Below are 24,935 nucleotides of genomic sequence, written 5' to 3'. Positions count from 1 at the left end.
GACTAATTAGCAATCGCCGCACTACGCGCCGACTGGAAAACTGTATTTTTACTTACCTAAATTACTGTAATAAATTTGTCCATTGCCGAAACAATGCAGCGACAGCATTGCTAACAAAGAAAGCATAATAATTTCCCAAAAGCCTATACCGCCCGAACCGCCCGAACCGCCCGATGATTTTTTATCAGTTGTTGCAACAGAAGATGCCGCAATTGAGGACGCAACAGGTGCAAGTGAACTTGCCGCCTCAGATGAAGTTGCCATAGAAGTTGCAGCGGATGAGTTGGTTGATGATGCGAGTTTGATTTCAGTATCAATTACATTTAGCAAGCTATTTGCACCACTCGCGTCTTGCGACAATTCCCAAATCATAATACCCGAGCCCTGCTCCAGGCCGAGTTTGGTTTTGGCTTTGATAGTCGCTGCACCGTTATAAGTGATGTAATTACAACCGGCACAAGCACTGCCGATTAAATCCTTATTTGCAGCATCGGCACCAAATTCGGAGAGAATACTGGCGTAAGTGTAATCGGATTTGTAAGTGCCGAAACCGTAACCGTAAAAAGGGACGCCCAACACCAGTTGCTCTTTGGTCAGGCCGCGGTTTTTCCAGATGTTGACATGATCAACAGCCATGGCATAAGTAGAATGCTGATTACCTGCCTGTCCCCAACTCGGGCCGATTGCGTCGTACGACATAATGTTGACGAAATCAAAATACGGAATCGATGAAATTGGAATCATGCCGCCAACATAAGATGCCGTTGCACAGGTTAACAATTTTTGCCGCGCGACCAATTGCGCCGAAAGCGACTGGATAAACGGAGTGTAGTTGCCAGCGTTATCAATACTGGTGAGCACTGCGCCTTCGATATCAACATCAATTCCGTCCAACCCGAATTCTTCCATAAAACTAATCAGATTATCGACCAATACCTGGCGATTAGCCGGTTGCAATAAGGTTTCCCAATTGCCTGAACAAGTAGGAATTACGCCACCGGCTACCGATGCCAATACTTTTACGCCAGCAGCTTGCGCTCTATTGATGACATAACGGACATCCGCAGCACTGACATTGCCACCACTCGCTCCCGGCATGCAGGTCATTACTCCGTTATCCACCAACTTGCCCTGCCCATTGGGATTGGTGAACGACAGATTGATATGGGTAAGTTTGCTTAAATCGGTTTTATCAATAGCTGCTTTCATATCAGTAAAGCTGGCGATATAACCAATAACTTTGGTTTCCGCTATCGCACTACCCGCCCAAACATGAATTGGGCCTGCGCACAGCGCAAAGCCGCCCAGCAAAAATACCAAGCGCTGAACAAACAATTTAGTCGTATGTTGAATGATGTTTATCACAGGTACTCCACCGCTTAACTCATTACACCTAATTTTGTAATAAGGCTGAATTAATACCAGCCCCATCAAAACCTGCGCTACCGGCAAACCCAAACTACCAAACGTCTTACTTTGATCACACTGCATTAATGCAAATGCTGTTGTCGATAATGACTCGGCGTTACACCAACGGTTTTCTTAAATGCCTGGTTGAAGACAGATTTACTATTGAATCCGCAGCTTTTCATAATCTCGCTGATCGGCTTTTGACGCAGCTCAGAATCCGCCAAACGCTTCTTCGCTTCTGCAACCCTATAGGTCCCAATCAGCTCAAAAAAATTCATATGCATCTGATTGTTAATAGTGCAGGACAATAATTTGGGCGAGACATTTAATTTAATCGCCAACCGCTCAACCGTAATATGCGGCTCCAGATAGGGCTTGTTCTGCTCCATAAAATCAGTCAATTTTTCTACCAGCTGCTGCTGCGGCTCTTCAGGCGAAGGTTCGGGCGCAATGGTGTGCTCTACCTGAATATCAGAAAAACCACTGGAGTTTTTCAACAGGTAAACTACCAACACACTCATATAGATCAGATAGAAATGGCTTTCGAATTCACCGAGGAACTCGGCACTTACCAGGTTAATAAACCGTGTATCTATCAATGTGAGAGCTGTCCAGCAATTAATCAGGAAAAACCCCACCACCAATAACTTCAGCCAATGCAAATCCACTTTATTCAGTTCGCAGTGATGTGCACGCAAGTGATGCATGTATTGATGCAACTGATAGACGCATAACAAGCTGTACGCAAACAAAGCCAAACGCTGAGCCCAAATTAAGGCCTCAAAATAAGGATCATTAATGACATGTGCCCAGTCATGCACATATTGCATTTTTTGTTCTGCCGGCAACCGGTGAAAAATCTGGTAAATGTAAAACGGATAACAGAGGGCCGGTATCAAGTGCAAGGCATCACGGCGAGTTAAGGCAAAATCGCGGAAAATGGCAGCACGTGTAAACCAAAACAACAAAGGCCCTTGCAGAAAGAAAACAAAACCAAATAAAAAGAAAAAATTAGCCGATACCAATGACAATGTATCGCGCACGTTAATATTCCAGTACAACAGCGTATCGAACGTACGCAAGGCACCCAGGAAAAAGAACAGTGCCAACAAATGCCAATATGTTTGTTTGATCCTTCCTTGTTGCTGCGAGAAGAGCAACAGGCACGCGAGAACCAATGCGAGAAAACCGCTGAACAACAGCGAAATATCATTGATATTAAACAGTGCTACTTCAACCATATCAGTCTACCGATAGCGCAGGTCATCATAGATAACGTATTTATATTTAACGTAGTGATAACCATTACTGATGCCGCAGACTCATGCCGTTATAATTACGGCGCTTTTAAGAGTCCAACTTTGCAACAGCTCCCGGGGTTATCTGGTACTACGCACCTTGAATTATTCTTCGTCACCTGAACCAAAAGATCGAGCTTCTGGCATCACCAACTTACATCCAGCAGGACAACGTTGTCAATCGTATTTACAATTTTCCCGACCAGCGCAATGCATTGGTCAGGGTGGAGTAAATGAACTCATGATTTTTTCCAACGAAGAGGCTGCTGCAACAACCAATTCCTGATCCAGTTTTTGTGCTTGCCGGATCAAATCCATTACCTTTATGCGATCGTTTTGCATAAGCGCGGACGTTTTTACACGCTTATCAAGCAACTCCAAACCTGTGCGAGCAACAAGATCTGTTTTGTCAGCCAGTGATATCAACTCCGGATGCAACTCCAGCACGGGTTGCAGCGCAGCTCGATTACTTGCCCAACGTTCAAACTCTGCACGAAGCGCATAATAATCCGCATTAACTTGCGGATTTCTTAACCAGGCATCCAGACGCTGGTTAAATTGTCGCAGATGTTCATTTTCTGCGGGTAATGCATCCACCAATCGATTAAGTGGATCGGTTTTGGAATAGGTTTCGTAAGCCGATTTCTCATGTTGACGATGATAGTAATGCGCAGGCTCCAAAGCTTCGGCAAATATTTTAAATGGTGTTATATCGTTTTTACCTGCCAACTTTTGCAATGCAATAAGTTGTTGGTGACGATGCAATAAACCAGTCGATTTTTCTGCCCACACTTCAACGGAATTCGCCCGCACATACATACTATTTTCATCTTGCAAATCCCGCGCCGACCAGAGCCTTTCTGCAACAATAAATGCACGCGGCCACAAACGCAGGTCAATGCTTTGCTCATCAACTATCTCGGCCCAAAGTGCGGCCTCACCACCAAGAATTAATGACTCCTGTTGTGCACTCAAATGAGCCACAAACTCTGTTTTAGGTAACTTTTTTTGTGCATTATTTTTTGCTGTTTTTTCATCATTTGGTAAAGAAAAGTTATTATTAATTTTCTCACCGCTGATTGCATAAGGTGTATTACCAACAAAGGCATCGCCAGATATTTTATCTGCAGCAAAATTCACCCGGAACTCAACGGGGCCCATCCAGGTATCCAATGCAAATACTGCGTTTTCTTTTGTGTAATGCTTAAGCAAAACGTCGCGGCGGGATTTCCCGGTGAAATCAACAAATGCCTGGCGAATATTTTTATCGTCACCGATAAAGGTAAATGTACCAGTAACAGGTCTGCCACGCTTACGCGGCATTTCAAAGCGCCAACTGTTAATTGTTTCATTTTCCGCCACATCAATAACCTCTACCGGTTTTGGCGGAATAGGATCATTACGATAGTGATACGCAGCAGTTTGCGCCTGATCCAAATAATAACCCGTTGATAAAATCGATTGGAAACCATGGCTAGCTGCATCGCTCACGCCATCCGGCCCGCGCCATGAATGGATGACAATATCCTTGGGCAAATCCTTATGTTGGATTTCATCCCAGCCAATCATTTTGCGCTGGTGTTTCTGTAAAATTTTCTGCAAGCGTTGATTGAAATAGGCTTGCAAAGCACGGTGATCTTTCAGATTCTGCGTTTGCATAAAAGATTTTATTGCCGGATTGGTATTCCAATGTTCGGGATCAACCTCATCACCACCAATATGCAAATATTCAAAAGGAAATAACTCGACCACCTCAGCGATGATTGCATCGGCAAATTCGTATACCTTTTCATTCGCTGGATTTAATGTAGGTTTATGCACTCCCCAGCGATATTCCATTGCATATGGACCGGGCGCAGACATTAATTCCGGATAAGCCACCGCAATAGCACTGGCATGGCCAGGCATATCAATTTCTGGCAGTACTTGTATTCCGCGCGCCTGTGCATAGGCAACAATATCGCGAATTTGTTTGCGCGTGTAATACTCACCATCAGATGCAAGCTTGTGCAGCTTTGGATAACTTTTTGTTTCCAAACGCCAGCCTTGGTCGTCCGTTATATGCCAGTGAAAAATATTGTATTTGGCAGCGGCCATTGCATCTATCTGGCGCTTGATGGTTGCAACCGAAAAGAAATGTCTTGATGTATCTAATAACAAACCACGCCACTTGAAACGCGGCTGATCATTAATAGTGACTAATGGCAATTGAATTTTTGCGCTGGTACCGACTAATTGCAATAAAGTTTCCAATCCACGCTGGGCACCCATCAACTGCCTGGCATCCAATTCTATTTTGGTTGCGGTGATATTGAGTTGGTAAGATTCATTCCAGTCATCAATATGATTTGATATTGGTTCTGCATCTTCGACGCGGATAATTAATTGAGCTTTAGCGACTGCAGCTTCCTTCAACCGGAGGGATTGCCCAGTCTGCTTCTTGATACGCGCACCGAAATCTTTTACAACACTTTTAAGTGCAGCAGGTTTCTTGCCTTCCACTGCATAATATAAAGTACCATTTAATACCAATTGTCCCTGCTGACGCTCTACCGATTGCGGGTAAGGCATCAATGGCAATTGTTCAGTTTGTGCACTCGCCCAAACTGAACATAACAAGCAGGTGATTAACAATAAGTATTTATTCATAAACGTTTTCTAATTATTTAAGGTTTTTTGTAGGCAACACAATCTACTTCTACTTTGCAATCCACTACCATGCTGGATACAACGCATGCACGCGCCGGTGGATTAGCGCCGAAATATTCCATGAATACGCGGTTGAACGACATAAAATCCCGTGGATCATCGAGCCATACACCGCAGCGCACAACATGTTCCGGGCCATAACCGGCCTCGGCTAAAATGGCCAGCACGTTCTTAATGGTTTGGTGCGATTGCGCAACAATTCCACCGTCGATTATTTCGCCGTTAATCATCGGAACCTGACCGGATACAAACAACCAACCATCAGCTCCTGCCGCGCGGGCAAATGGTAAATGTTGTCCACCAGTACCTTTACCACCTTCAACACCGTAACGTTTTATATCTGACATTTTTTCTACCTTTTAATATGCGCTGGATGAACTCCGCTATTCACTCTGAGACACGCCGTGAAACATCCCCAGTCGTCACCCACATCCATGCGGGTGACAGTCTCCGAGCAAATAACGGAATTCATCCTGCTAGAACTTCATGCGATCCAATCAGTAAAACCCAACGCGCAAATCGCGTTGTCTTGCTAAAAATTTTCCCGCGCGCGCTCCGGTTACTGTTTTTTGTGCATAACTCAAAATGCCATTTACCCATACAGCTTCAATACCTTCCGCCAATTGTTGCGGTTGGGTAAATGTTGCGGCATCTTTCACTTTTATCGGGTCAAACAAAACCAAATCTGCAGCAGCACCAACAGCGATGCGGCCGCGATCATCCAAACCAAAACGATCAGCAGACATTCGTGTCATTTTGCGGATCGCCTCTGGCAAACTGAATAATTTCAAATCGCGACTGTAGTGTCCCAGCACACGAGGAAAAGCACCCCACAAACGCGGATGTGGCAGAGGATCAACGGGCAAACCATCTGAGCCAACCATCGTCAGCGGATGCGCAAGAATTTTTTGCACATCCTGTTCGCTCATTCCGTGATAAACCGCTCCGGCCGGTTGCAATTTTTTTGCAGCATCCAGCAAATTCAAATTCCACTCATTGGCGATATCCGCCAATTTTTTCCCACCTTGTTCCGGGTGTGGTTCACTCCAGGTAATAACAATATCGAAATCGCTAGTGACTTGCTGCAAGTCCAATGTTGATGAACTAGCGCTGTAGGGATAGCAATCGCAACCAACCGGGTGCTGTTCCGCAGCCGATTCCAATTTTCTTAACACTTCGCCACTGCGACCCCAATTACCTGCACCAGCACATTTCAAGTGCGACACAATAACCGGCGCTTTGGCGTGCTCGCCAATTTCAAAAGCCTCACCTAAAGCAGAAATGATTTCATTGAACTCGGTGCGCAAGTGTGTGGTATAAACTGCACCTGTTTCATTTAACACTTCTGCTAATTTTTTAACTTCATCAGTAGTGCTGGCGATAGCCGAACCATAAGCCAGCCCGGATGACAAACCCAGAGCGCCTTCTTTTAACGACTCACGTAACTGCACACGCATTAACTCGATTTCATTGTCGTCGGCAGCGCGATCCAAACGGTCCATGTGATTATTGCGCAATGCGGTGTGTCCAATTAATGCCGCCACATTGACTGCAGGTTGCGCCTTGTTTACTGCATGTTTATAACTGGCGAAATCAGCGTAGGTAAAATCTTCCGGTGCTCCCAGCAAATTCATTGGGTCAGGTAAATTACTAATTAATGTCACCGGGCTGGCACTGATGCCACAATTACCGACGATCACCGTAGTAATTCCCTGGGAAATTTTTGGTAACATTTGCGGCGCATGGATTACCTGCAAATCATCATGTGTATGCACATCGATAAAGCCCGGAGCCAATACCAATCCTTGCGCATCGCGCACAGCAATTGCATCGGCTGCCGACAGATCACCTATTGCGGCAATATTGCCACCGCTAATGGCGAGGTCAGCGCTGTAGCCTGGTTCACCAGTGCCATCAACAATCTGCGCATTGCGAATAATTAAATCAAACTTCACCCAAGGGCTCCCCGGTCACACTTTTAATAGATCTTTGATTAAAATAAATTAATCGCCTAGTGGTAAACGGTTGTCACCGCCACGATATTCATCCAGTGCAAATTTCACGCGACGTAATAATTCTTTGCTTTCCGTTTTTCGCGCAAGCGCCAATTCAGTTGCAAGAATATCGATCGCCAATAACATTCCGTAACGCGATGCCGATGGCTTATAAATAAAATCGGTCTCCTCCGTTACCACAGGCAACACGATATTGGCTTTACCTGCCAAAGGTGAATTGCTCGATGTGAACACAATTATTTGCGCACCGTATTCGCGCGCAATATCGGCAACTTCCAACATTTCCGGTGTCACACCAGTCACAGATAACAGCACCAATACGTCTTTTTCTGTAAGCGTTGCCGCAAACATGCGCAACAGCACCGGGTCATGATAAGCAGTCACTGCTTTGCCCAAGCGTGCAATACGAAATTGCACTTCCTCGGCCAGCATGGTTGAGCCGCCGCCCATACCACCGACATAAATCAAACGCGCTGAATTTAACAATCCGGCGGCGGTACGAAAATCTTCCTCGACAAAACGCGCAAGGTTTGCGCGCAAAGTGGACTCCACATCACTGCAAATTTGCGCATAAAAAGCACTCTCTTCCACCGCTGGCACTTCAGCCAAAAAACGGGTTCCTACTGCACTCGCTTGCGCCAGTTTTAATTTCAAATCGCGAATATCGTCACAGCCGACGGCTTTGGCAAAACGCGAAATAGTGGCGATACTTACTGCCGCTTTTATTGCAAGCTGGTCGATACTTGCAGCCGCTGCAAAAGCGATATCTTCCAAAATGGCATCAGCTACTTTTTGCTCAGTCGCTGAAAGACGATCCCGACTGGCACGCATGTGATACACAATATCGAACAAAGCCGTCATAAGGTTTTCCGGAATCTATTTAGATAAATGCGGCAATCAATGAAACAAATGCGAGCGCAACAACTGAAATGATTGTTTCCAACACCGTCCAGGTTTTTAACGTCTGGGTAACGGTCATATTGAAATATTCTTTGATCAACCAAAAGCCACCGTCATTGACGTGCGACAAAATCAGTGAGCCCGCACCGGTCGCAATGACCAACAACTCGGGATGCGGGTAATTTGCCGCTATCGCAATCGGCGCAACGATACCTGCTGCAGTGCTCATCGCCACGGTTGCGGAACCTGTTGCGATGCGCATTAATGCCGCAACCAACCAGCCCATCATCAGCGGTGTTAATGCCATATCCGATGAGAAAGCGACAATTTCTTTGGCAATTCCCGCCTCAACTAAAATGCGATTCAAACCACCGCCTGCACCCACTAACAATGTAATACCCGCAGTTGGTGCAAGGCAGTCGTGACTGAATTTCAAAATGCTGTCGCGATTAAATCCGCGTGCGATACCGAGCGTGTAAAAACTCACCAGAGTTGCAATCAACAATGCAACAACGGAATTGCCGATAAACAAAAGAAAATCATTTAGCGCTGTGCCAGGCGCAGCAATCAAATTTGCCCAACCACCTAACAACATTAAAAATACTGGCAACAAAATTGTCGCAAGGGTGATGCCAAAACCCGGCAATTGGCGTTCAATATCCACGTTGATAAATTGCTCTTCCAACGGATTCACCGCAGGCAATTGAATACGTGGCGCAATCCATTTTGCAAAGATTGGTCCGGCAATAATCGCAGTTGGAATTCCCACCAACAATGCGTAGAAAATGGTGCGGCCAACGTTCGCTTGATATTCACCCACGGCAATCATCGCTGCCGGATGCGGCGGCACCAGGCCATGTACAACTGACAAACCCGCCACCATCGGCAAGCCAACTAACAACATGGATGTGCCGGTGCGGCGCGCAACGTTAAACGCGATGGGAATTAATAAAACAAAACCCACTTCGAAAAAAATCGGAAAGCCCACAAGGAACGCGATAAACACCATCGCCCAGTGCACATTTTTTTCACCGAACCAACGAATCATGGTGCGCGCGATTTGTTCGGCACCACCGGACTCGGCCATCATTTTTCCGAGCATGGTGCCGAGCGCAACAACCAGCGCGATATGGCCGAGGGTTTTACCCACACCGGCTTCATATACAAACACCACGTCCTTGGCGGGAATGCCGGCCATCAAACCCAGGCCAAGCGACACCAGGGTGAGCGTGATAAACGGGTTGAGGCGATAACGCGCAATCAACAACACCAGCGCGATAATGCTGATGGCGGCGTATACAAGAAGCCAATGGCCGGGGCTGAGCATCTGTTCCATCATCGCCCCTTAGAAAAACGTTTCCACGGCATCGATCACCGTGTAGTTATCGTCGACCACCAACAACTGACGCCACTTATCGAAGGTCAGGCAGGGATGGGAAATATCCAGCGCGAGCATATCGCCTACTTGCACATCGGCATCGGGGGCGACTTCCATAAACGCGTGTTGATCCATCATCGCTGTGAGCTGCCAATCAGCAGGTGCGGTAACAGGCGTTTCGCTGCCGGGACGGTAGTGCATAGCAGGAATAGGCAGGCCAGCATCAAACGCAGCATCGCGCTTGCCAAGGCCGAGGATGGCAAGGCCGGGCTCGGGGATGGAGAGCACATAGGCCCACAATTGCAGCGCAGGTAGCAAACTGGTCTGCATGGAGCGGGCAACGGGGTTACTGGCGTGGATACGCGCTTCGGCGGCCTTGTAGATGCCCACATCATGGGTGAGGTAACAGCCAGGGCGCAGGATGATATCGAGCGGGCGACCTATGTCCAGCGTGGTCCACTCCTCGGCGACCAAATCGAACCAGGCGGAGCCGGCACCAGTGAGAATCACCGTATCGCTGGTTAGCTGGCTATTGGCCTCCAGGATCATCAACTCGCGTACTGCGCGACGGAGGAACTCGCGGATCGCCACTTCGTCTTTAAGCACACCTTCATAGACCTCAATACCTGCCAACGCGAGGGATTTCGGGTAACGCGTAATCGCATCCAGCACCGCCACGCGATCCTGCTCATTGCGCACGCCGGTACGGCCACCATCAACACCCAATTCCAGCAGCAGGTTCAAACGTTGGCCGGACTGGGCGAAAAATTGACCTAACTGTTCTACATTAGCCGCCGAATCGACAATGACAAAAAAGTCGAACCCGGGGTTTTGCAGCAGGCGGGAGATAATTGCCATATTGGCGCGACCAACCAATTGGTTGGCCATGATCACGCGGCGCACACCAAAATGGTAAGCGGCTTGCACTTGGGGTGCAGTCGCCAGGGTGATACCCCAGGCACCATGGGCAAGCTGTTGATGAAACAGTGCCGGACTCATGGTGGTTTTGCCATGAGGTGCGAGTTTCAGCCCATAGGTGCTGATAAAGGATCTCATCCACTCAAGGTTATGTTGTATGCGGTTGTTACCAAGTACCGCAACAGGCAAACTCACGTCCTCCTGCAAGAGATTCCACCCCAATTGGGCGGTTTCAGTAATAGGCAGATGGGAACCTACGTCACCCAAGCCTTTACCGGTTGGGTTAAGTACTCTTTCGGTTAGCATTTTTTGTAAATTATTTTCTTTATACATGCTTTTTTCTCATCAAAAGCAGAAAAAACGATCATTTTTTATAGGCTATCACCAAAAAAATGAACTGAAAAGAAAATAATTTACAAAAACAGGATATTTAACCCGTCAATTGTGAAAGTTTTTCGCGCCCCAAAATAAAATTTAATGCGCCATAAATGTGCGTAACCGGTCACATTCCGTGGTAAACCCGCACTTTCTACCCAAGTGTTAATCACCAAGAAGAAAAATCGAACCTGCACAACGAGAAGGCTGCTTTATTCTGGAGCAGGGAGTTGAACTACAGCGGTTTTGGGTGCAGGTGATCCTGTCGTCAAAATAGGGGGGCCGCACCTTTTTTAAGCTCGATAAAGACCAACTCATATGCGCTTAAAAATTGCACAGCGGGTTCGAGTTTTTTCTGCGATCCGCCTTCACTAAAATCAAATAAAAGTCGCACCTTGGTCAATAAGTCGCAGTTAACCGCAAACCCAAACTGGGACTGGCTATCGCGCGGCGATTATTTAATGATCTGACCAGCGAGCAAAAAACACATCCTGTTGCCTCCCACTGCAACAGGTTTTTGCAACGCCGGGGACGAACCTTCTGCTCATAATAATGACCGTTACAACGGCTATCACCCCGACCGATACCTCTTAAAAAGTATCCTGATTTATCGCAATGCCCTCATCCGAATTCGGGATAGGCGCCATCAACCCTGAGGATAATAACAATGCGCAATCTATTGACAGGTTTACAAAAATGCCGGCTGGGGATTCCCGGATGCCTGCTTCTGGCGGCGCTGGCCGCCCCTGGTCATGCCGTGGTTTATCAAGCGGAAAATTACACCAACTTCTTTGATACCACCCCGGGCAACACCGGCGGCGTATTCCGCAACGACAACGTAGATATAGAGGCAACTACCGATTCCGGCGGTGGCTACAATGTCGGCTGGATTGAACCGAACGAGTGGTTGGTTTATGGCGGACTTTCAATTCCCACCTCCGGCAGCTATACCATCCGTATGCGCGTTGCGAGTCCATCGGGTGCAACGGCTGCGGTCGACCTCAACGGCGGCAGCATTATCCTGGGTGATTTCAGCATCCCCGCGACCGGGGGCTGGCAGAATTGGACTACCGTCTCTCGCACTGTGAATATCAATGCGGGCACCTACAACCTGGGGGTTTTTGCCAAAACCAGCGGCTGGAATTTCAATTGGATTGAAGTGGTATCCAATGGCGGCGGCAACACAACCGGCCTGCTGACCGTCTATGAACACTGTAATTACGGCGGCTGGTTTAGAGGCTTTAACACCGGTTCGTTTGACGGCAACGTGATGACCTCGATGGGCGCGCGCAATGACGCCATCTCCTCGGTCAAAGTCGCGGCTGGCTATGAAGCAGTGCTTTTCGACAACTGGGACTACAGCGGTGCATCGGTAGTAGTGTCCGGCGATAACACCTGCCTCAGCAACTTCAACGACCGCACCTCATCAATCATTGTGCGTCCGATCTCCTCCGGCAATACCGGATTTGCCGCAGTAGTCAGCGAATCGCAGTTCAACCAGATGTTCCCCCGCCGCAATAGCTTCTATACCTACGCTGGCTTGGTTGCTGCCTCCAAAACCTATCCCGCGTTTGCAGGTACCGGTGATCTGGCAGCTAAAAAGCGCGAAGCTGCTGCGGCACTGGCCAACTTCTCCCATGAAACGGGTGGTTTGGTACACATCACCGAAATAGCCCAAGGTGAATATTGCGGCGATTGGGATAACAATCCGGCCACCTGCCCTTGCGCTCCCGGTAAACGCTATTACGGACGCGGCCCGATCCAGCTTAGCTGGAACGGCAACTACTGCGCAGCGGGCGCAGCCCTGGGGCTCGACCTGCGCGCCAATCCTGATCTGGTATCACAAAACGCCACTGTCGCCTGGCAGACTGCAATCTGGTTCTGGATGACTCAAGCCGGTGCTGGCTACCGTCCTGCGCATGATTCAATGGTCGGTAACTTTGGCTTTGGTGAGACCATCCGCACGATCAATGGCTCGATCGAATGCAACGGCGGTAACCCTGGCCAAGTACAAAGCCGGATTAATGAATATCAGCGCTTCCTGAATATTCTCGGCACCAGCGCCGGCCCAGGTAATTTGGGCTGCTAATACCAGAAAAGTTATAGATAACAAAAGCCTCTAGAGAACCAACCACAAAGCCGCATCAATTTATTTGATGCGGCTTTTTTATTTGCTAAAAAATATTTTTATTTAGCGGGAATAAAACCAAAGCCCCGACCGTTAACAGGTTGTAAGTTAACTAAACCAAAGAGGCACTCCCTATGAAAAATCAAACCTTGAAACATAAACTGTTATTTATCACCATTTGCACACTCGCATCATCAATTAGCTGGGCAAGTGATATTTCCTACAGCGTAGCTGCCGATGCAAATTCGCAAACATCGCTCAGTGCGCAAACCAACACTCAATCAGGATCAGTTGCGCTTTCCGGTTTATTGCAACAACAAGCGGCAACAGATAACAACACGCAAGAAAACGCAGCGCAGGACGAAACCAATCCGGACAATAACGGCACTGATAATACAGCGGTAACCGCATCCAATAGTTTATCCAGCGCCATTTCCATTACCGGAAATAGTTCACTTGAAACACAAAAAGCTGTTGATCGGTTAAACGCAACAACTAATGCATTGAACAACAGCGGTGATCAGACAGCAGCTGAAATTGACAATGGTCTCAACCAGGCATTAGCTGCATCAACCAGTGTTGCTGGTGCTGTAAATGCGCAAATTGAAAATAGTTTGGCGAGTGTCAATTCAACGATCAATGATGCTGTCACCAATCAAGTAAGTTCATTGATTGCTACCGACGTGCAACAAAATGTACAAAGCACCGTCACCAGTTCCATTGACAACACAATCAACAATACCATCCAGGCAACCATTGAGGACACGGTTGAATCTACCGTGCAAAATACCGTGACAACGGCATTGAACAATAGCTTGGGATTAGGGCTATAAAGAAAAGGCGCTTCGGCGCCTTTGCTATTTTTCCCCTATGCAATTGATTGAAAATATTTCCTGCACGCAACCGCTGTAACATTTCAGGTGGAGTATATTATCGTGAAAAAAAAATTCTATTTACCATTCATTCTAAGTGCAGTTGGCTTTGCGCATCCCCTTCTCGCAGCATCGCCTGAAGGCAGCATTCGCCTTGAGGCAGGTGCAGAATACGATTCCAATCTGGGAGTCATCGAACTGGACCAATATTCAACCGAGAGTGATTGGGCAAGGATATTAAATGCACGTTTCAACGGACGCTGGAAAGCAAACGAAAAATTGGATTTAAAAGGTGGTTACTCCTATCTCACCAAGAGTTATCAAGACAATGACGATTTTGATTTGGCGATTCAGCAATTATTCGTCGATGCAAGTTATGATCTTCGTTTAGTAACGCTCGGTGCAAGTTATCACAAAGCCGATGCCGATTTAGCAGACCGGGATTTTTTACAATTGCAACAGACCAGCATTTATGCATCACGCTTAATCGATAACCGTATCTTCCTGCGCGCGGCCGCCAACTATCAGGATAAAGATTTTCCCGGCAACGCAGGTCGCAATGCACACAATACCGGTTTGGCAGGTGATGTATTTATTTTTTTCCAGCAGGGAAATACCTTTATCGCAGCGGGAATTACCAGCGAAGAGGAAGAGGCAAGACAAGCACAATTTAATTACGATGCACTCAGTTTGCGCGGCAGTATTAACCATAAATTTTCGGCTTGGGGGAAACCCAGCAAAGTGCAAGTAGGAGTACGCTTGCATGACCGGGATTATTCCAGCGTACCCTCCCAGCTGGAAAGTCGCCGCAAGGATAACCATCGCGTCGCCACTATTGAATGGGAAATTAATGTGACGCCAAAAATTACTGCAACCAGCAAAATTGAAAAGGGAAATTATGAATCCAATTTTGCGGCGGCGAACTATTCAGAAACCCTGGCCTCGGTCAACTTTGCAGTGACATTTTGAGTCGCGCTTAAAAAACCAAAACCGAATACGGGGTCACGCCCAGCATCCCCGAGATCGAGCGCTTTTTTTGCCAATACACTTGCCAACCCGGCCGGAGCAATTTTTTGTTGCGCCAATTCGCAAGCGACAAAAGCGGAAACCACCGGCGTTGCGATCGATGTGCCGGTCTCCCGCCCGAAATCGCCATCACTGCGCGCGGTGGTAACCGAAACACCCAGCGCGGCAAAGTCAATATAGTCACCGCGGTTCGCCCAGCGATAAATTTTTTGTTCACGATCAACAGCTGTCACAGCAATGACATCAGCATAAGCAGCAGGATACATTGGCGGTGCCGCTGGCCCTTCATTGCCGGCGGCGGCAACTATAGCGATTCCCTGCTGCAATACCGTGGCAATGACGCGACGCAAAACCTGATTGTCGGGCCCGGCAAGGCTCATATTAATAGCGTTGACGTTTTCTTCCGCCAACCAATTCAATGCACGCACCAAATCCATCATGGTTGCGCCCTGCGCATATTGGGTGCGCGCATAAAAAACCGACGCCGAATAAAGTGTCGCTTTGGGCAATAACGCTTGTAGTGACGCACCATTGCCCACCAACAAACCCGCAATGGCGGTGCCATGGGCACGCGGTGCATCAAACTTCTCACCTAAAAAATCGCGTGTGATTATTGTGCTATTTGCAAATGCCGGATGATCTTTGTTAATCGCCGTATCAATCATGCCGACTTTTACCGGCGCATCACACACCTGCGAAAATTCAGCAGCATTATTTGCCGATGCAAATGGAATATCCGCTTGCGCCGCATAGATATGGTTGCGATCAAGCTGCCCATGCAAATGCGCGGGTAAATTCTTTTTTAATGTCGCGAGTGAATCCAGGGCAGCAGGCACACGAAACCGAACCAGCACCAAATCCAACCCATCAAAATCAGTTTGCTCAATAATATCCGCATGCAACGGCTGCAAAAACGCCAGCTCCGTTTTATCGAGCGTGATCAACCACTCGTGGGCGACCGCGCGCCAACCGTCTTCAACCTGCACATCCACAAACGCTGTCTCGCCATTCCGGGTTAAGATCGGCAGTGAGTTGGCGATAGCATCCAGCGGCACTGTATCGAGTAAATCAGTCACCGGTTTTGCCAGTGGATCGAGCGCCGGTTCCAGCTTGCCCTGTACCTTGCCGGTAACGTCATCGAGGCCGCGCAGGGTATTATCGAGCTGGGTATTGATTATCTCTTTATCGAGCAGGTCGCGGGTGATCAGGTCACTATTAATAATGTCGCGGGCAAGCACTTCATTGGCTATCGCATCTGTATTGAGCAGCCTGCTATCAAGCAACCGGGAATCCAGTACCTGCGCATGTCCGGGCAAGCAAAGGCAAGCTAGCAGTGCACAACTCACGTAAACTGGTCTCATGGAATTCCCCCTCAAGCAATTAGTAAGATGTAACACAAAATAGGCCCTGACTTCAGTGAAAACGTTTCGGCAGCATAAAAATTCCATATGCACGGGAATAAAATCCGCGCGCAACCGTCTACTCGATATAACGCCGACTTTCTTGAAATAAAAAGTACTGGCAATAATGAATCCTCCACAATGATGCTTTTACTATGAGAGACGAGTTAACCCGATTGGCGCCCGCATTGCGGCGCTTTGCCTACTCACTCACGGGCGCAGCACACGATGCCGATGACCTGCTGCAAAATACATTGGAGCGCCTGTTGAGTCGCGGGGTTCCGGCGGATGTGGAATTAGCCAAATGGGCGTTCCGCGTGTGCCGCAATATTTGGATCGACGAATACCGGGCGCGCAAAGTCCGCCAGCGCAATGTCTATCCTCTTGAGGAAACAGAAGAGCCTGCTGTAGATGGCACACAGGCAATTTACGATGAGATCACCCTCAGGGAGGTAGACGCCGCAATGGATAAATTGCCCGATGACCAGCGTTCGATTATGGCGTTAGTTGCACTGCAGGGAATGTCCTACAAAGAGGTCGCCGAAACCTTGGGCATTCCGGCTGGCACAGTCATGAGCCGCCTCGCGCGGGCACGTGTTGCACTCGCTGGTTTTTTAAATCCACCCTCGATCACATCGCCGGTAAAACCGGGCGCGTGAGGACAACAAGATGACAATCTCCGACGAAAAATTATCGGCATTCCTCGATGCAGAATTACCTGAAAATGAAATGGAATCCATTCGCCAACAAATCAGCGAAGACGAAACCCTGACGCACCGGCTCGCGGAGTTAGCAATGGTTGATGCACAAATCGCGCAACATTATTCCGCGATAGATGCACGCCCGCTGCCGGACGTTACTGTACAGTTGCTCGAATCGGCGCCCACTACAACAAAATCACTACAACAAAATTCGCTTTCAACAAATGTTATTGCTTTTCCCTGGTGGAAGAAAATTCCTCGCGGACTGCAATTACACGCAGCGGTGGCGGCATGCCTGGTATTGGTGATGGGTTACGGCTTTATCCACTTGTTACCCACGCAACAGGATTCTTCACTTGATAATTGGACTGAAATTGCCGCTGCGCTGGATACCACCGCGAGTGGTACCGAGCAGACATTGGCACAAACCAAACGAATCAAACCCCGTTTAACGTTTGTCGATCAACAAGGACACTATTGCCGTCAATATGTGATAAGTGACAGGCGCACCAGTGCCGAAGGGATTGCCTGCCGGATCGACAATAAATGGGAATCCAAAGTCACCGTTCATATTCAGGATGTACAGCAGGATTTTGATTACCAAACCGCAACCAACAGCGCATCGATATTGGATCAAGTATTGGATAGCATGATGCATGGTGAAGCTTTTGATGCCCAGGCAGAATTAAACATCATGCAGCGTGGCTGGGAAAAATAATGAATATCGCTATAAATATTTATCGACTATCGCGGATAGATTGCACATGAAAATTATTGCGTTGCTATTTTTTTTATTAATCATAGGCGGATGTGCATCGCACTCCATTTATAGTGCTGCCAAAGGCGATAGCACTGGCTATAAAGAAATAGCACTCGCCAACAATCACTATCGTGTGCAATTTAAAGTAAACGGCAATGGTCGTAGTATTGCGTTGAAAAATGCATTATTACGTGCATCCGAATTAACACTGGCACAAGGTTACGATTGGTTTGTGGTAGAAAAACAAAAAATTCACACCTTTAATGAAGCAGATGATTTTGTTGCACCTGCTCGCCCGATAATAACGCGAAATTGCGGCTTATTGGGTTGCCGAACAAACACGCGCCTGCCTGAACAATCGATAGATGTATTTAATACAGAAACTGTAGCGATGGTAGAGATTCGCATGGGACGCGGCGTCAGGCCAGAGAGAGAAAAAGAAAGTTACGACGCCCGGGAGATGTGGGAAAACCAACTATAAAATAAGTTCTTGTTAACGTCTGGAACTGCTTAAAAGTTAAATGACCGCTTTATAAAATAATAAAATTTTCCACTTATAACCTTATGCACCTAAAACAGGGCTGATAATACAACCTTACTATTAAATGCAATTGTAAATTGTAGAAAAATTTCCTTATAAACGCCATTTGCGCTAACCATTTGTAAAAATAACGGGTTAAAAATGGAGTTTGGCACTGTAATCACTTAAAAAACGGTTTTTATCACCTTATTCCCAGGCTGGCATGCTTACTGCAAATACTCCATTGAACATTAATACTAATGTACAAACATACCCATGCAGTTAAATTTTTTATGTTAGGAGAATCATTATGTCTAGCAACGAAACTTCAGCAATCAGAGACCTGATTAAAGTATTAAACGACGGCGTTGAGTTTTATACCGACGCTAAAAATGAATTGAAAGGTTCCGGCTACGAATCCGTATTGCAAGATATGATTGATGTACGCCAAGGTGCGCTTGCGCGCTTGCAACCTTTCGTATATTCACGCGAAGGCGAAATTGAAACAGGCCATACCTTTGTAGGAACGGTGAGAAAAACTTACGCCGATGTGCTCGCATCAATCAAATCGAGCAAGGCAAGCAAATCACAAACCTACATTGTACAACTGGAAGAACTTGAAGACAGAACGCTTGAGTTTATCAAAAAAGCACTCGACGAAGCGTCTTCAGTTGATGCAACCAGTGCATTGAACTTTATCTATGCAACCTTACAACAATGCCACAACCGTATGCGCAGCCTGAAAAGAAATGTTGCGTGATTTGAGCCTGCAAGGTAAAACTTGCAGGATCAATAAAAAGCCTCCATCTGGAGGCTTTTTATTCGAGCTATTTAACGTAGTTACTGCTGCAATAACCATTCACGTCCAGCACGGCTGGTGGTGAAAGTTTCTATAGCACCGCGCTCCTGCAGGGTTACATACACTGTTTTTCCATCTACCCCACCAAATGCGACATTGGTCGGCTTCTGCCCTTTTAATTTAATCCGCTCAATTATTGTACCATGTGGCGACACCACAGTTACTTCACTTGCGGCGTAACGTGCGATATATAAATTACCGTCTTCATCGCAACGCATACCATCCAAACCGTGATCGGGAAATTCAATTAACAATCGCTTATTTTTAATATTGCCGGTTTTTTTATCCACATCGTATTTCCATACTTTGCGCTGCACACTTTCGTTTACATACAAATGTTTTTCATCGGTACTAACTTCCACACCATTAGTGGTTCCCATATTAGCTTCCAGCAACATCACCGTACCATCGGTTGCGACCTTCCACAGGTTGCCGGTGCTGTCTTTCCAATTCGGATCGCTGGCGTAAATGATTCCGGATTTCGCAATCGCAATATCATTGGGCTGATTCATTTTATCGCTGTGCGCATGTACGGATATAGCTTTGGTGTTAGGATCGATCTTCAATACGTTATGGCCGGAGTAATCAGCCACATACATAAATCCTTTGCGATCAAAACGGATGCCGTTACCGATGCTGCCCTCGGGTAGCTTCACAAACAATTGCGCATTGTCCTTCTTATCGATAATACCGATGGTGCCGTCCTGGCCAAAACTTACCGCATATAAATTGCCTTGCGCATCGACAGCAGGCCCCTCAATACCCTGGGTAAAAACGTTATCAGCTACATAATCGGTAGTTTGCGCTACCGCTTGGGATGCGCCAATAACCGCAAGCAACGCGAAGGTGATCGCGCCAGTGTTTAAGTCTCTCATTACAACCTCTTGGTACTTATCGTTAGAATAACGTAGTGGAAATAACCCAAAAGCAATGCAGTAGTCTTGTGGTGATAATCTTATTGTTATCGCAACCAATTGCGCGATTATTAATTCCAGACCTTTATTAATATCTTTCTAGTCAGGCAAGCGCCGGAATATCAATACCTGTTGCCGTCCCTATCGCTCCCCATAGTACACCAACCATTGCATTCCATACTTTCTCAATAGTCACCTTTGCCAATCCTTGCAATGTATTAGCAAAACTTTGCGCCATGGTTTTCAAACTATCGAGGAAAAACTCCTGGGTCTCCACAGTAATCTGGCCGCTCGCAATACCGATGGCAACCAATTGCGCCTGCTGGGCAATCGCTTTTATTTGACGCTCTGAAAAACCTTTTAGCACAGAGATATCTTTTTTGGCTACTTCCGATGCAGCGGTTTTCATTTGCTCCATCAAACCCGAAATATCAATAGGTACACCCATGATTTCTGTCCCCATGATTTAAAGTCCCTCACGTTCCAAAAAATTTTCGTAAGTGAGCGCCTGATCGAGATAAATAACGACCTGCCCTTTAAAAGCAGCGACTTCGAAAGCGGTTACGCCCTGTTTTTTATCCACATCGCGCATCCTGGTGAGCGTGATAGAAATTTGCTCCAGCGCCGCCGCACTGGGCACATCGCCCGCATCAGCAATAGTGATCCCGCGTTTAGCCAGATACTCATTCACTTTATCGCCGACACGGCTCTTGGGCGTAGGGCGGGATTTGGCTTGCAAGGTAAGCGCGTCGAGGTTACCGATAATACTGCTGTAGGTCGCATCGCGCTGCGCAAAACTGGCCGCAGTTGTACCCGATGAGGCTGAGGCGAAATGGATCATCAACTGCTGGCTGCTGGCGACCAGACCGTCAGCAATGGCTTTATCATAATGAGGGGCAAGGCGGGCAACGCAGGCCGATAACAACAGCGCGAACGTAAGGGGAATAACAATACTGACCAGGCGCTTCATCATCGTGCATCTCCTTGGGAAGGTTCAACCTGCTGAACCTTATAGCCAAGAATAACCATGAGCGCAATGATCAGCAGGCTGGGCACTGCCGCGACACTGCAATTATCCAACCGTTACCCGGAATTCCATATACACCTTCGACTAACACCGGGTTAAAAGGCAGGATAATTGGCCATCAATAAATGCACCATTCAGATTCAACCCGCATCTTTTTGGCTTTTATTTGGAGCATTTAATAGCAATAAAATTGCACCTATATGCATCAGCCATCGCAAATACCGCGCTTTCACCGCACCATTTCTGTGTTGGCATAGCCGTTGCAAAACCTCGCCTGTCACTCCTCCGCGTTGGTTCAAATAATTTTTTGCCGGATAACTGCCATGAGCACACATCGCTTACATCTGTTGGACTTTTCCAATAAATCCGTTGCGACCTTGCATTTCACCTGGTTCGCATTTTTTCTCACCTTTGTGATGTGGTTTAGCTTGCCGCCGCTTAAACCGCTGATTACCGCATCCTTTGCGATGACACCACAGCAGTGGGCCGCACTGCTGACACTGAACGTTGCGCTGACAATTCCGGCGCGCATTGTAGTGGGTAGTCTTGTCGATAAATTTGGTCCGCGCGCAATTTATTCCGGCTTACTTATTTTTTCCGGTGTGTTGCTAATTGCGTTTGCCTCGGCACAATCATTTGAGCAGCTCGCGCTCTTCCGTTTCTTGCTCGGTTTTGTCGGCGCCGGTTTTGTAATTGGAATTCGCCTGGTAAGCGAATGGTTTCCTGCGCGTCAGGTTGGTTTGGCTGAAGGTATTTACGGTGGCTGGGGCAACTTCGGTGCAGCTGCTGCCGGTTTTACCCTGCCTTTTTTAGCGATCCACGTATTCGGCGGTGTTGATGGCTGGCGTTATGCGATGGGCACCGCTGCAATTATCGCAATGATTTACGGTGTGGCTTTTTATATCACTGTACGCAATACACCCAAAGGCTCTACTTATTTCAAACCGAAAAAATCCGGCGGCCTGGAAGTCAGCAATAAAAAAGATTTCTGGTTCTACGTGATTATGAATGTGCCCATGTATTTAATCCTCGCGGTACTTGCGTGGAAAATGTCGCCAACAAATCTGGGACTGTTAAGCACAGTAACGACCTATATTCTCTACGTCGTTTTGTTCGCGCTCTTTGCCTTTCAGTTTTCGCAAATACTGCGCGTCAATAAAGACATGTTGAAAAATGGAACGCCTGAACACGACAGATACGACTTCAAACAGGTGGCGATTTTAAGTTGGGCCTACCTCGCCACCTTTGGTTCCGAGATTGCCGTCGTTTCCGTATTACCTGCTTTTTTCATGACTACCTTTGATGGTTTGAGCGTAACCCAGGCAGCAATGCTCGGTGGCTCATTCGCTTTTATGAATTTGGTCGCGCGCCCCGGCGGCGGTTGGGTAAGTGATAAATTCGGTCGCCGTTTTAGCATGAGTATTATTCTTGCCGGTGTTGCTTGCGGTTATATGCTGTTGTCGCAAATTAATGCCAACTGGCCGCTCTATCTCGCGTTCAGTGCAGTATTTGCTTGTTCGCTGTTCGTGCAAGCCGGATGCGGTGCAGTGTTTGCAGTCGTCCCCTTAATTAAACGTCGCATGACCGGCCAGATTGCAGGACTTGCCGGTGCTTACGGCAACGTAGGTGCACTCTTCTTTTTAACCATGAATACCTTTATCGACATTCATGCCTTCTTCTGGATGCTGGCAGTTACCGCAACAATTGGACTAGTGTTTGTACAATTCCTGAAGGAGCCCAAAGGCCATGTAGTGGAAGTAAATGAAGATGGTTCGCTGCATAAAATTGAAGTAAGTTAATCTTTTCTACAGCAAAAAATACGATAACTTAATTGCCGACAGCTATGTTGTCGGCAATTTTTTATAGCACGCACAGCCAACCCGGAACATCGTATGAGGTATGGATGCCGATTCGAACCTACAGGATGTATTCACGGTGTGTTTTACATTGAATGCTATCCTGTATAACCGAATCAACAGACCAAAAATTATGGATCACTTGCAATCAGTGCTGCAAATATCCTTCGCACAAAAAAGCGAAGCGGGACGCAAACCGGAAAACCAGGACACCATTGGAGCGCGTATTCCCGAGGGTAATTTACTTACTACCAAAGGTATTGCGCTTGCGATTGCCGACGGCGTTAGCAGTAGCAAAGCCGCGCGCGAGGCCAGCCAAACTGCTATCGCCGGATTTCTCAGCGATTATTACGCAACCCCCGATACCTGGCGCACGCAACAATCCGCTATGCGGGTAATCCAAAGCTTAAACTCAAGCTTGTGGGGACGCAGCCAAAACTCCATTTATGGCGAAGGTTATCTCACCACCTTTTCCGCACTGATTTTAAAAGGCGATACCGGATTTATTTTTCATGTGGGCGACACTCGCGTATACCGCCTGCGCGGTAACAATCTGGAGTTGCTCACTCGCGATCACACCCAGCGTATCGACAAACACACCACCCATTTAAGTCGCGCGATGGGCGCTGACCCTTACCTTGAAGTGGATATGCATAGCCTGGAACTGCAACCCGGCGATATTTTTATTTTGTCCAGCGACGGAATCCACGAGCATATTCCCGCTACAGAATTTAAACAGTTTATTCTCAGTGAGCGCGACAACCTTGAAACGCTGGTCGATAGCGCGCTACCACTCGCCTTGCAATATAACAGCGAAGACAATCTCAGCATCCAGGTAGTGCGCGTAGACCATCTTGGCACTGCGGGACAGGACGATGCCGTGCAAGTCTTATCGCGCCTGCCGTTCCCGCCCATTTTATCGCCGGGGCAAAGCATTGATGGTTTGCGCATTAAAAAAATTATGCACGAATCGACAAGGAGCCAGGTTTATCTCGTTGAAGACGAAAAAAATAATTTGCTGGTGATGAAAACCCCATCGGAAATTTATCAGGACGATAAAGCCTACATCGAACGCTTTGTGATGGAAGCCTGGATAGGTGCACGCATCCAAAGTGCCGGTGTTGTACGAATTATCCCGGCCGCCGAATCGCGCTCCTGCTTGTACTATCTCACCGAATATATTCCCGGCCCGACACTCACCCAATTACTAAAAGAGCGCGGTATTTTATCGATCCTGGATGCGGTGGAATTAACCGAAGGTTTAATTCGCGGTATCCGCGCGTTTCATCGCAAGGAAACCCTGCATCAGGATTTAAAACCGGACAATATTGTGATCAGCACCAAAGGCCCGATGATTGTCGACTTCGGCTCATGCTGGGTCGCTGGTGTGCAGGAGATCAATGCGCCTTTTGTGCGCGATCCTATCCTCGGCACGCTCGATTACTCTGCGCCGGAATATCGCTACAACGGTAAAATCAGCGCTGCTTCCGATCAATTCTCGCTTGCGGTACTGCTCTACGAAATGCTTACCGGCAAACAGCCTTACGGCAGCAACTACAGCAAAGCCATGGATTTAAAAAGTTTTCAGCAACTGACCTACATCTCCGCCATGAAACACAATCCGCTGGTCCCCTACTGGCTCGATAAAGCGCTGGAAAAAGCCCTGAGCATTTATCCCAACAGCCGCTACGAGGTGCTCTCGGAATGGTTGCAAGATCTCAAGCGTCCCAACCCTGAATGGCTTACACCCCGCGCGCAACCGCTACTGGAACGACATCCTGATAAAATCTGGAAACTGCTTGCGGTCAGCGGATGGATTGCGGCGGCTATCGCATTTCTTTGGCGTCACTAGCCCGCCGGTGCGCGGGT

The 24,935-nt window shown here is 47.5% G+C and carries 21 protein-coding genes; 9 read left to right on the top strand and 12 right to left on the bottom strand.

All coding sequences use genetic code 11. From position 1 onward, the window contains the following. Positions 1 to 48: 48 nt before the first annotated feature. From AC1RJL_RS11980 to AC1RJL_RS11945, 8 genes are all read right to left on the bottom strand, one after another. Positions 49 to 1,365: a glycosyl hydrolase family 18 protein gene (locus AC1RJL_RS11980; protein WP_492914252.1), complete on the bottom strand. Its 1,317-nt coding sequence runs from the start codon at positions 1,363 to 1,365 to the stop codon at positions 49 to 51. 125 nt (positions 1,366 to 1,490) lie between these two features. Then, the gene (locus AC1RJL_RS11975; protein ID WP_492914250.1) at positions 1,491 to 2,651 is read right to left on the bottom strand and encodes a helix-turn-helix domain-containing protein; all 1,161 of its coding nucleotides are present in this window, start codon (positions 2,649 to 2,651) and stop codon (positions 1,491 to 1,493) included. A gap of 276 nt (positions 2,652 to 2,927) precedes the next feature. Then, positions 2,928 to 5,357 (bottom strand): beta-N-acetylhexosaminidase, encoded by a 2,430-nt coding sequence (locus AC1RJL_RS11970; RefSeq protein ID WP_492914248.1) that lies wholly within the window; start codon positions 5,355 to 5,357, stop codon positions 2,928 to 2,930. A gap of 17 nt (positions 5,358 to 5,374) precedes the next feature. Then, entirely contained in the window at positions 5,375 to 5,764 is a 390-nt protein-coding gene (locus AC1RJL_RS11965; protein ID WP_492914246.1) for a RidA family protein, read from the bottom strand. 150 nt (positions 5,765 to 5,914) lie between these two features. After that, positions 5,915 to 7,372: an N-acyl-D-amino-acid deacylase family protein gene (locus AC1RJL_RS11960; RefSeq protein WP_492914244.1), complete on the bottom strand. Its 1,458-nt coding sequence runs from the start codon at positions 7,370 to 7,372 to the stop codon at positions 5,915 to 5,917. Positions 7,373 to 7,420: 48 nt separating this feature from the next. After that, positions 7,421 to 8,293 carry a MurR/RpiR family transcriptional regulator gene (locus AC1RJL_RS11955; RefSeq protein WP_492914242.1) on the bottom strand — a complete coding sequence of 291 codons (873 nt, stop codon included), beginning with the start codon at positions 8,291 to 8,293 and terminating at the stop codon, positions 7,421 to 7,423. A gap of 19 nt (positions 8,294 to 8,312) precedes the next feature. After that, positions 8,313 to 9,668 carry a GntP family permease gene (locus AC1RJL_RS11950; RefSeq protein WP_492914240.1) on the bottom strand — a complete coding sequence of 452 codons (1,356 nt, stop codon included), beginning with the start codon at positions 9,666 to 9,668 and terminating at the stop codon, positions 8,313 to 8,315. 9 nt (positions 9,669 to 9,677) lie between these two features. Continuing rightward, complete coding sequence (locus AC1RJL_RS11945; protein WP_492914239.1) at positions 9,678 to 10,961, bottom strand: amino acid deaminase; 1,284 nt, start codon at positions 10,959 to 10,961, stop codon at positions 9,678 to 9,680. Between the two features lie 709 nt (positions 10,962 to 11,670). Between AC1RJL_RS11945 and AC1RJL_RS11940 the strand changes: the two genes are divergently transcribed. The 3 genes from AC1RJL_RS11940 to AC1RJL_RS11930 all read left to right on the top strand — a co-directional run bounded on the left by AC1RJL_RS11940 (position 11,671) and on the right by AC1RJL_RS11930 (position 14,972). Next, positions 11,671 to 13,092, top strand: a complete 1,422-nt coding sequence (locus AC1RJL_RS11940; RefSeq protein ID WP_492914237.1) for a glycoside hydrolase family 19 protein — start codon at positions 11,671 to 11,673, stop codon at positions 13,090 to 13,092. A gap of 173 nt (positions 13,093 to 13,265) precedes the next feature. Then, a complete protein-coding gene (locus tag AC1RJL_RS11935; protein WP_492914235.1) occupies positions 13,266 to 13,964 on the top strand; it encodes a hypothetical protein in 699 nt (232 codons plus the stop codon). A gap of 102 nt (positions 13,965 to 14,066) precedes the next feature. After that, a complete protein-coding gene (locus AC1RJL_RS11930; RefSeq protein WP_492914233.1) occupies positions 14,067 to 14,972 on the top strand; it encodes a porin family protein in 906 nt (301 codons plus the stop codon). Here AC1RJL_RS11930 and AC1RJL_RS11925 read toward each other — a convergent pair. After that, complete coding sequence (locus tag AC1RJL_RS11925) at positions 14,927 to 16,390, bottom strand: S8 family serine peptidase (protein WP_492914231.1); 1,464 nt, start codon at positions 16,388 to 16,390, stop codon at positions 14,927 to 14,929. The two genes, AC1RJL_RS11930 and AC1RJL_RS11925, sit on opposite strands and share 46 nt — an antisense overlap. Before the next feature lie 194 nt (positions 16,391 to 16,584). On the opposite strand from AC1RJL_RS11925, the gene AC1RJL_RS11920 reads away from it, so the two are divergent. From AC1RJL_RS11920 to AC1RJL_RS11905, 4 genes are all read left to right on the top strand, one after another. Then, the gene (locus tag AC1RJL_RS11920; RefSeq protein ID WP_492914229.1) at positions 16,585 to 17,088 is read left to right on the top strand and encodes an RNA polymerase sigma factor; all 504 of its coding nucleotides are present in this window, start codon (positions 16,585 to 16,587) and stop codon (positions 17,086 to 17,088) included. 10 nt (positions 17,089 to 17,098) lie between these two features. Then, positions 17,099 to 17,848, top strand: a complete 750-nt coding sequence (locus AC1RJL_RS11915; RefSeq protein ID WP_492914226.1) for an anti-sigma factor — start codon at positions 17,099 to 17,101, stop codon at positions 17,846 to 17,848. Positions 17,849 to 17,894: 46 nt separating this feature from the next. After that, a complete protein-coding gene (locus tag AC1RJL_RS11910) occupies positions 17,895 to 18,371 on the top strand; it encodes a CC0125/CC1285 family lipoprotein (protein WP_492914225.1) in 477 nt (158 codons plus the stop codon). Positions 18,372 to 18,720: 349 nt separating this feature from the next. After that, the gene (locus AC1RJL_RS11905; protein ID WP_492914223.1) at positions 18,721 to 19,170 is read left to right on the top strand and encodes a PA2169 family four-helix-bundle protein; all 450 of its coding nucleotides are present in this window, start codon (positions 18,721 to 18,723) and stop codon (positions 19,168 to 19,170) included. Positions 19,171 to 19,250: 80 nt separating this feature from the next. Here AC1RJL_RS11905 and AC1RJL_RS11900 read toward each other — a convergent pair whose 3' ends face one another. From AC1RJL_RS11900 to AC1RJL_RS11890, 3 genes are all read right to left on the bottom strand, one after another. After that, positions 19,251 to 20,144, bottom strand: coding sequence for an SMP-30/gluconolactonase/LRE family protein (locus AC1RJL_RS11900; RefSeq protein WP_492914221.1), 894 nt, complete (start codon positions 20,142 to 20,144; stop codon positions 19,251 to 19,253). Between the two features lie 142 nt (positions 20,145 to 20,286). Next, positions 20,287 to 20,646: a hypothetical protein gene (locus AC1RJL_RS11895; RefSeq protein ID WP_492914219.1), complete on the bottom strand. Its 360-nt coding sequence runs from the start codon at positions 20,644 to 20,646 to the stop codon at positions 20,287 to 20,289. A gap of 3 nt (positions 20,647 to 20,649) precedes the next feature. Then, positions 20,650 to 21,156, bottom strand: coding sequence for a hypothetical protein (locus AC1RJL_RS11890; protein WP_492914217.1), 507 nt, complete (start codon positions 21,154 to 21,156; stop codon positions 20,650 to 20,652). Between the two features lie 377 nt (positions 21,157 to 21,533). On the opposite strand from AC1RJL_RS11890, the gene AC1RJL_RS11885 reads away from it, so the two are divergent. Both AC1RJL_RS11885 and AC1RJL_RS11880 read left to right on the top strand, forming a co-directional pair. Beyond that, the gene (locus AC1RJL_RS11885) at positions 21,534 to 23,009 is read left to right on the top strand and encodes an MFS transporter (RefSeq protein WP_492914215.1); all 1,476 of its coding nucleotides are present in this window, start codon (positions 21,534 to 21,536) and stop codon (positions 23,007 to 23,009) included. Between the two features lie 190 nt (positions 23,010 to 23,199). Continuing rightward, a complete protein-coding gene (locus tag AC1RJL_RS11880; RefSeq protein ID WP_492914213.1) occupies positions 23,200 to 24,918 on the top strand; it encodes a bifunctional protein-serine/threonine kinase/phosphatase in 1,719 nt (572 codons plus the stop codon). Positions 24,919 to 24,935: the final 17 nt, after the last annotated feature.

This window comes from Cellvibrio sp. GW822-FHT04B05, assembly GCF_058800985.1.
The sequence above is the reverse complement of the archived record's forward strand: the minus strand, read 5'-3'. Positions and strand labels throughout refer to the sequence as shown.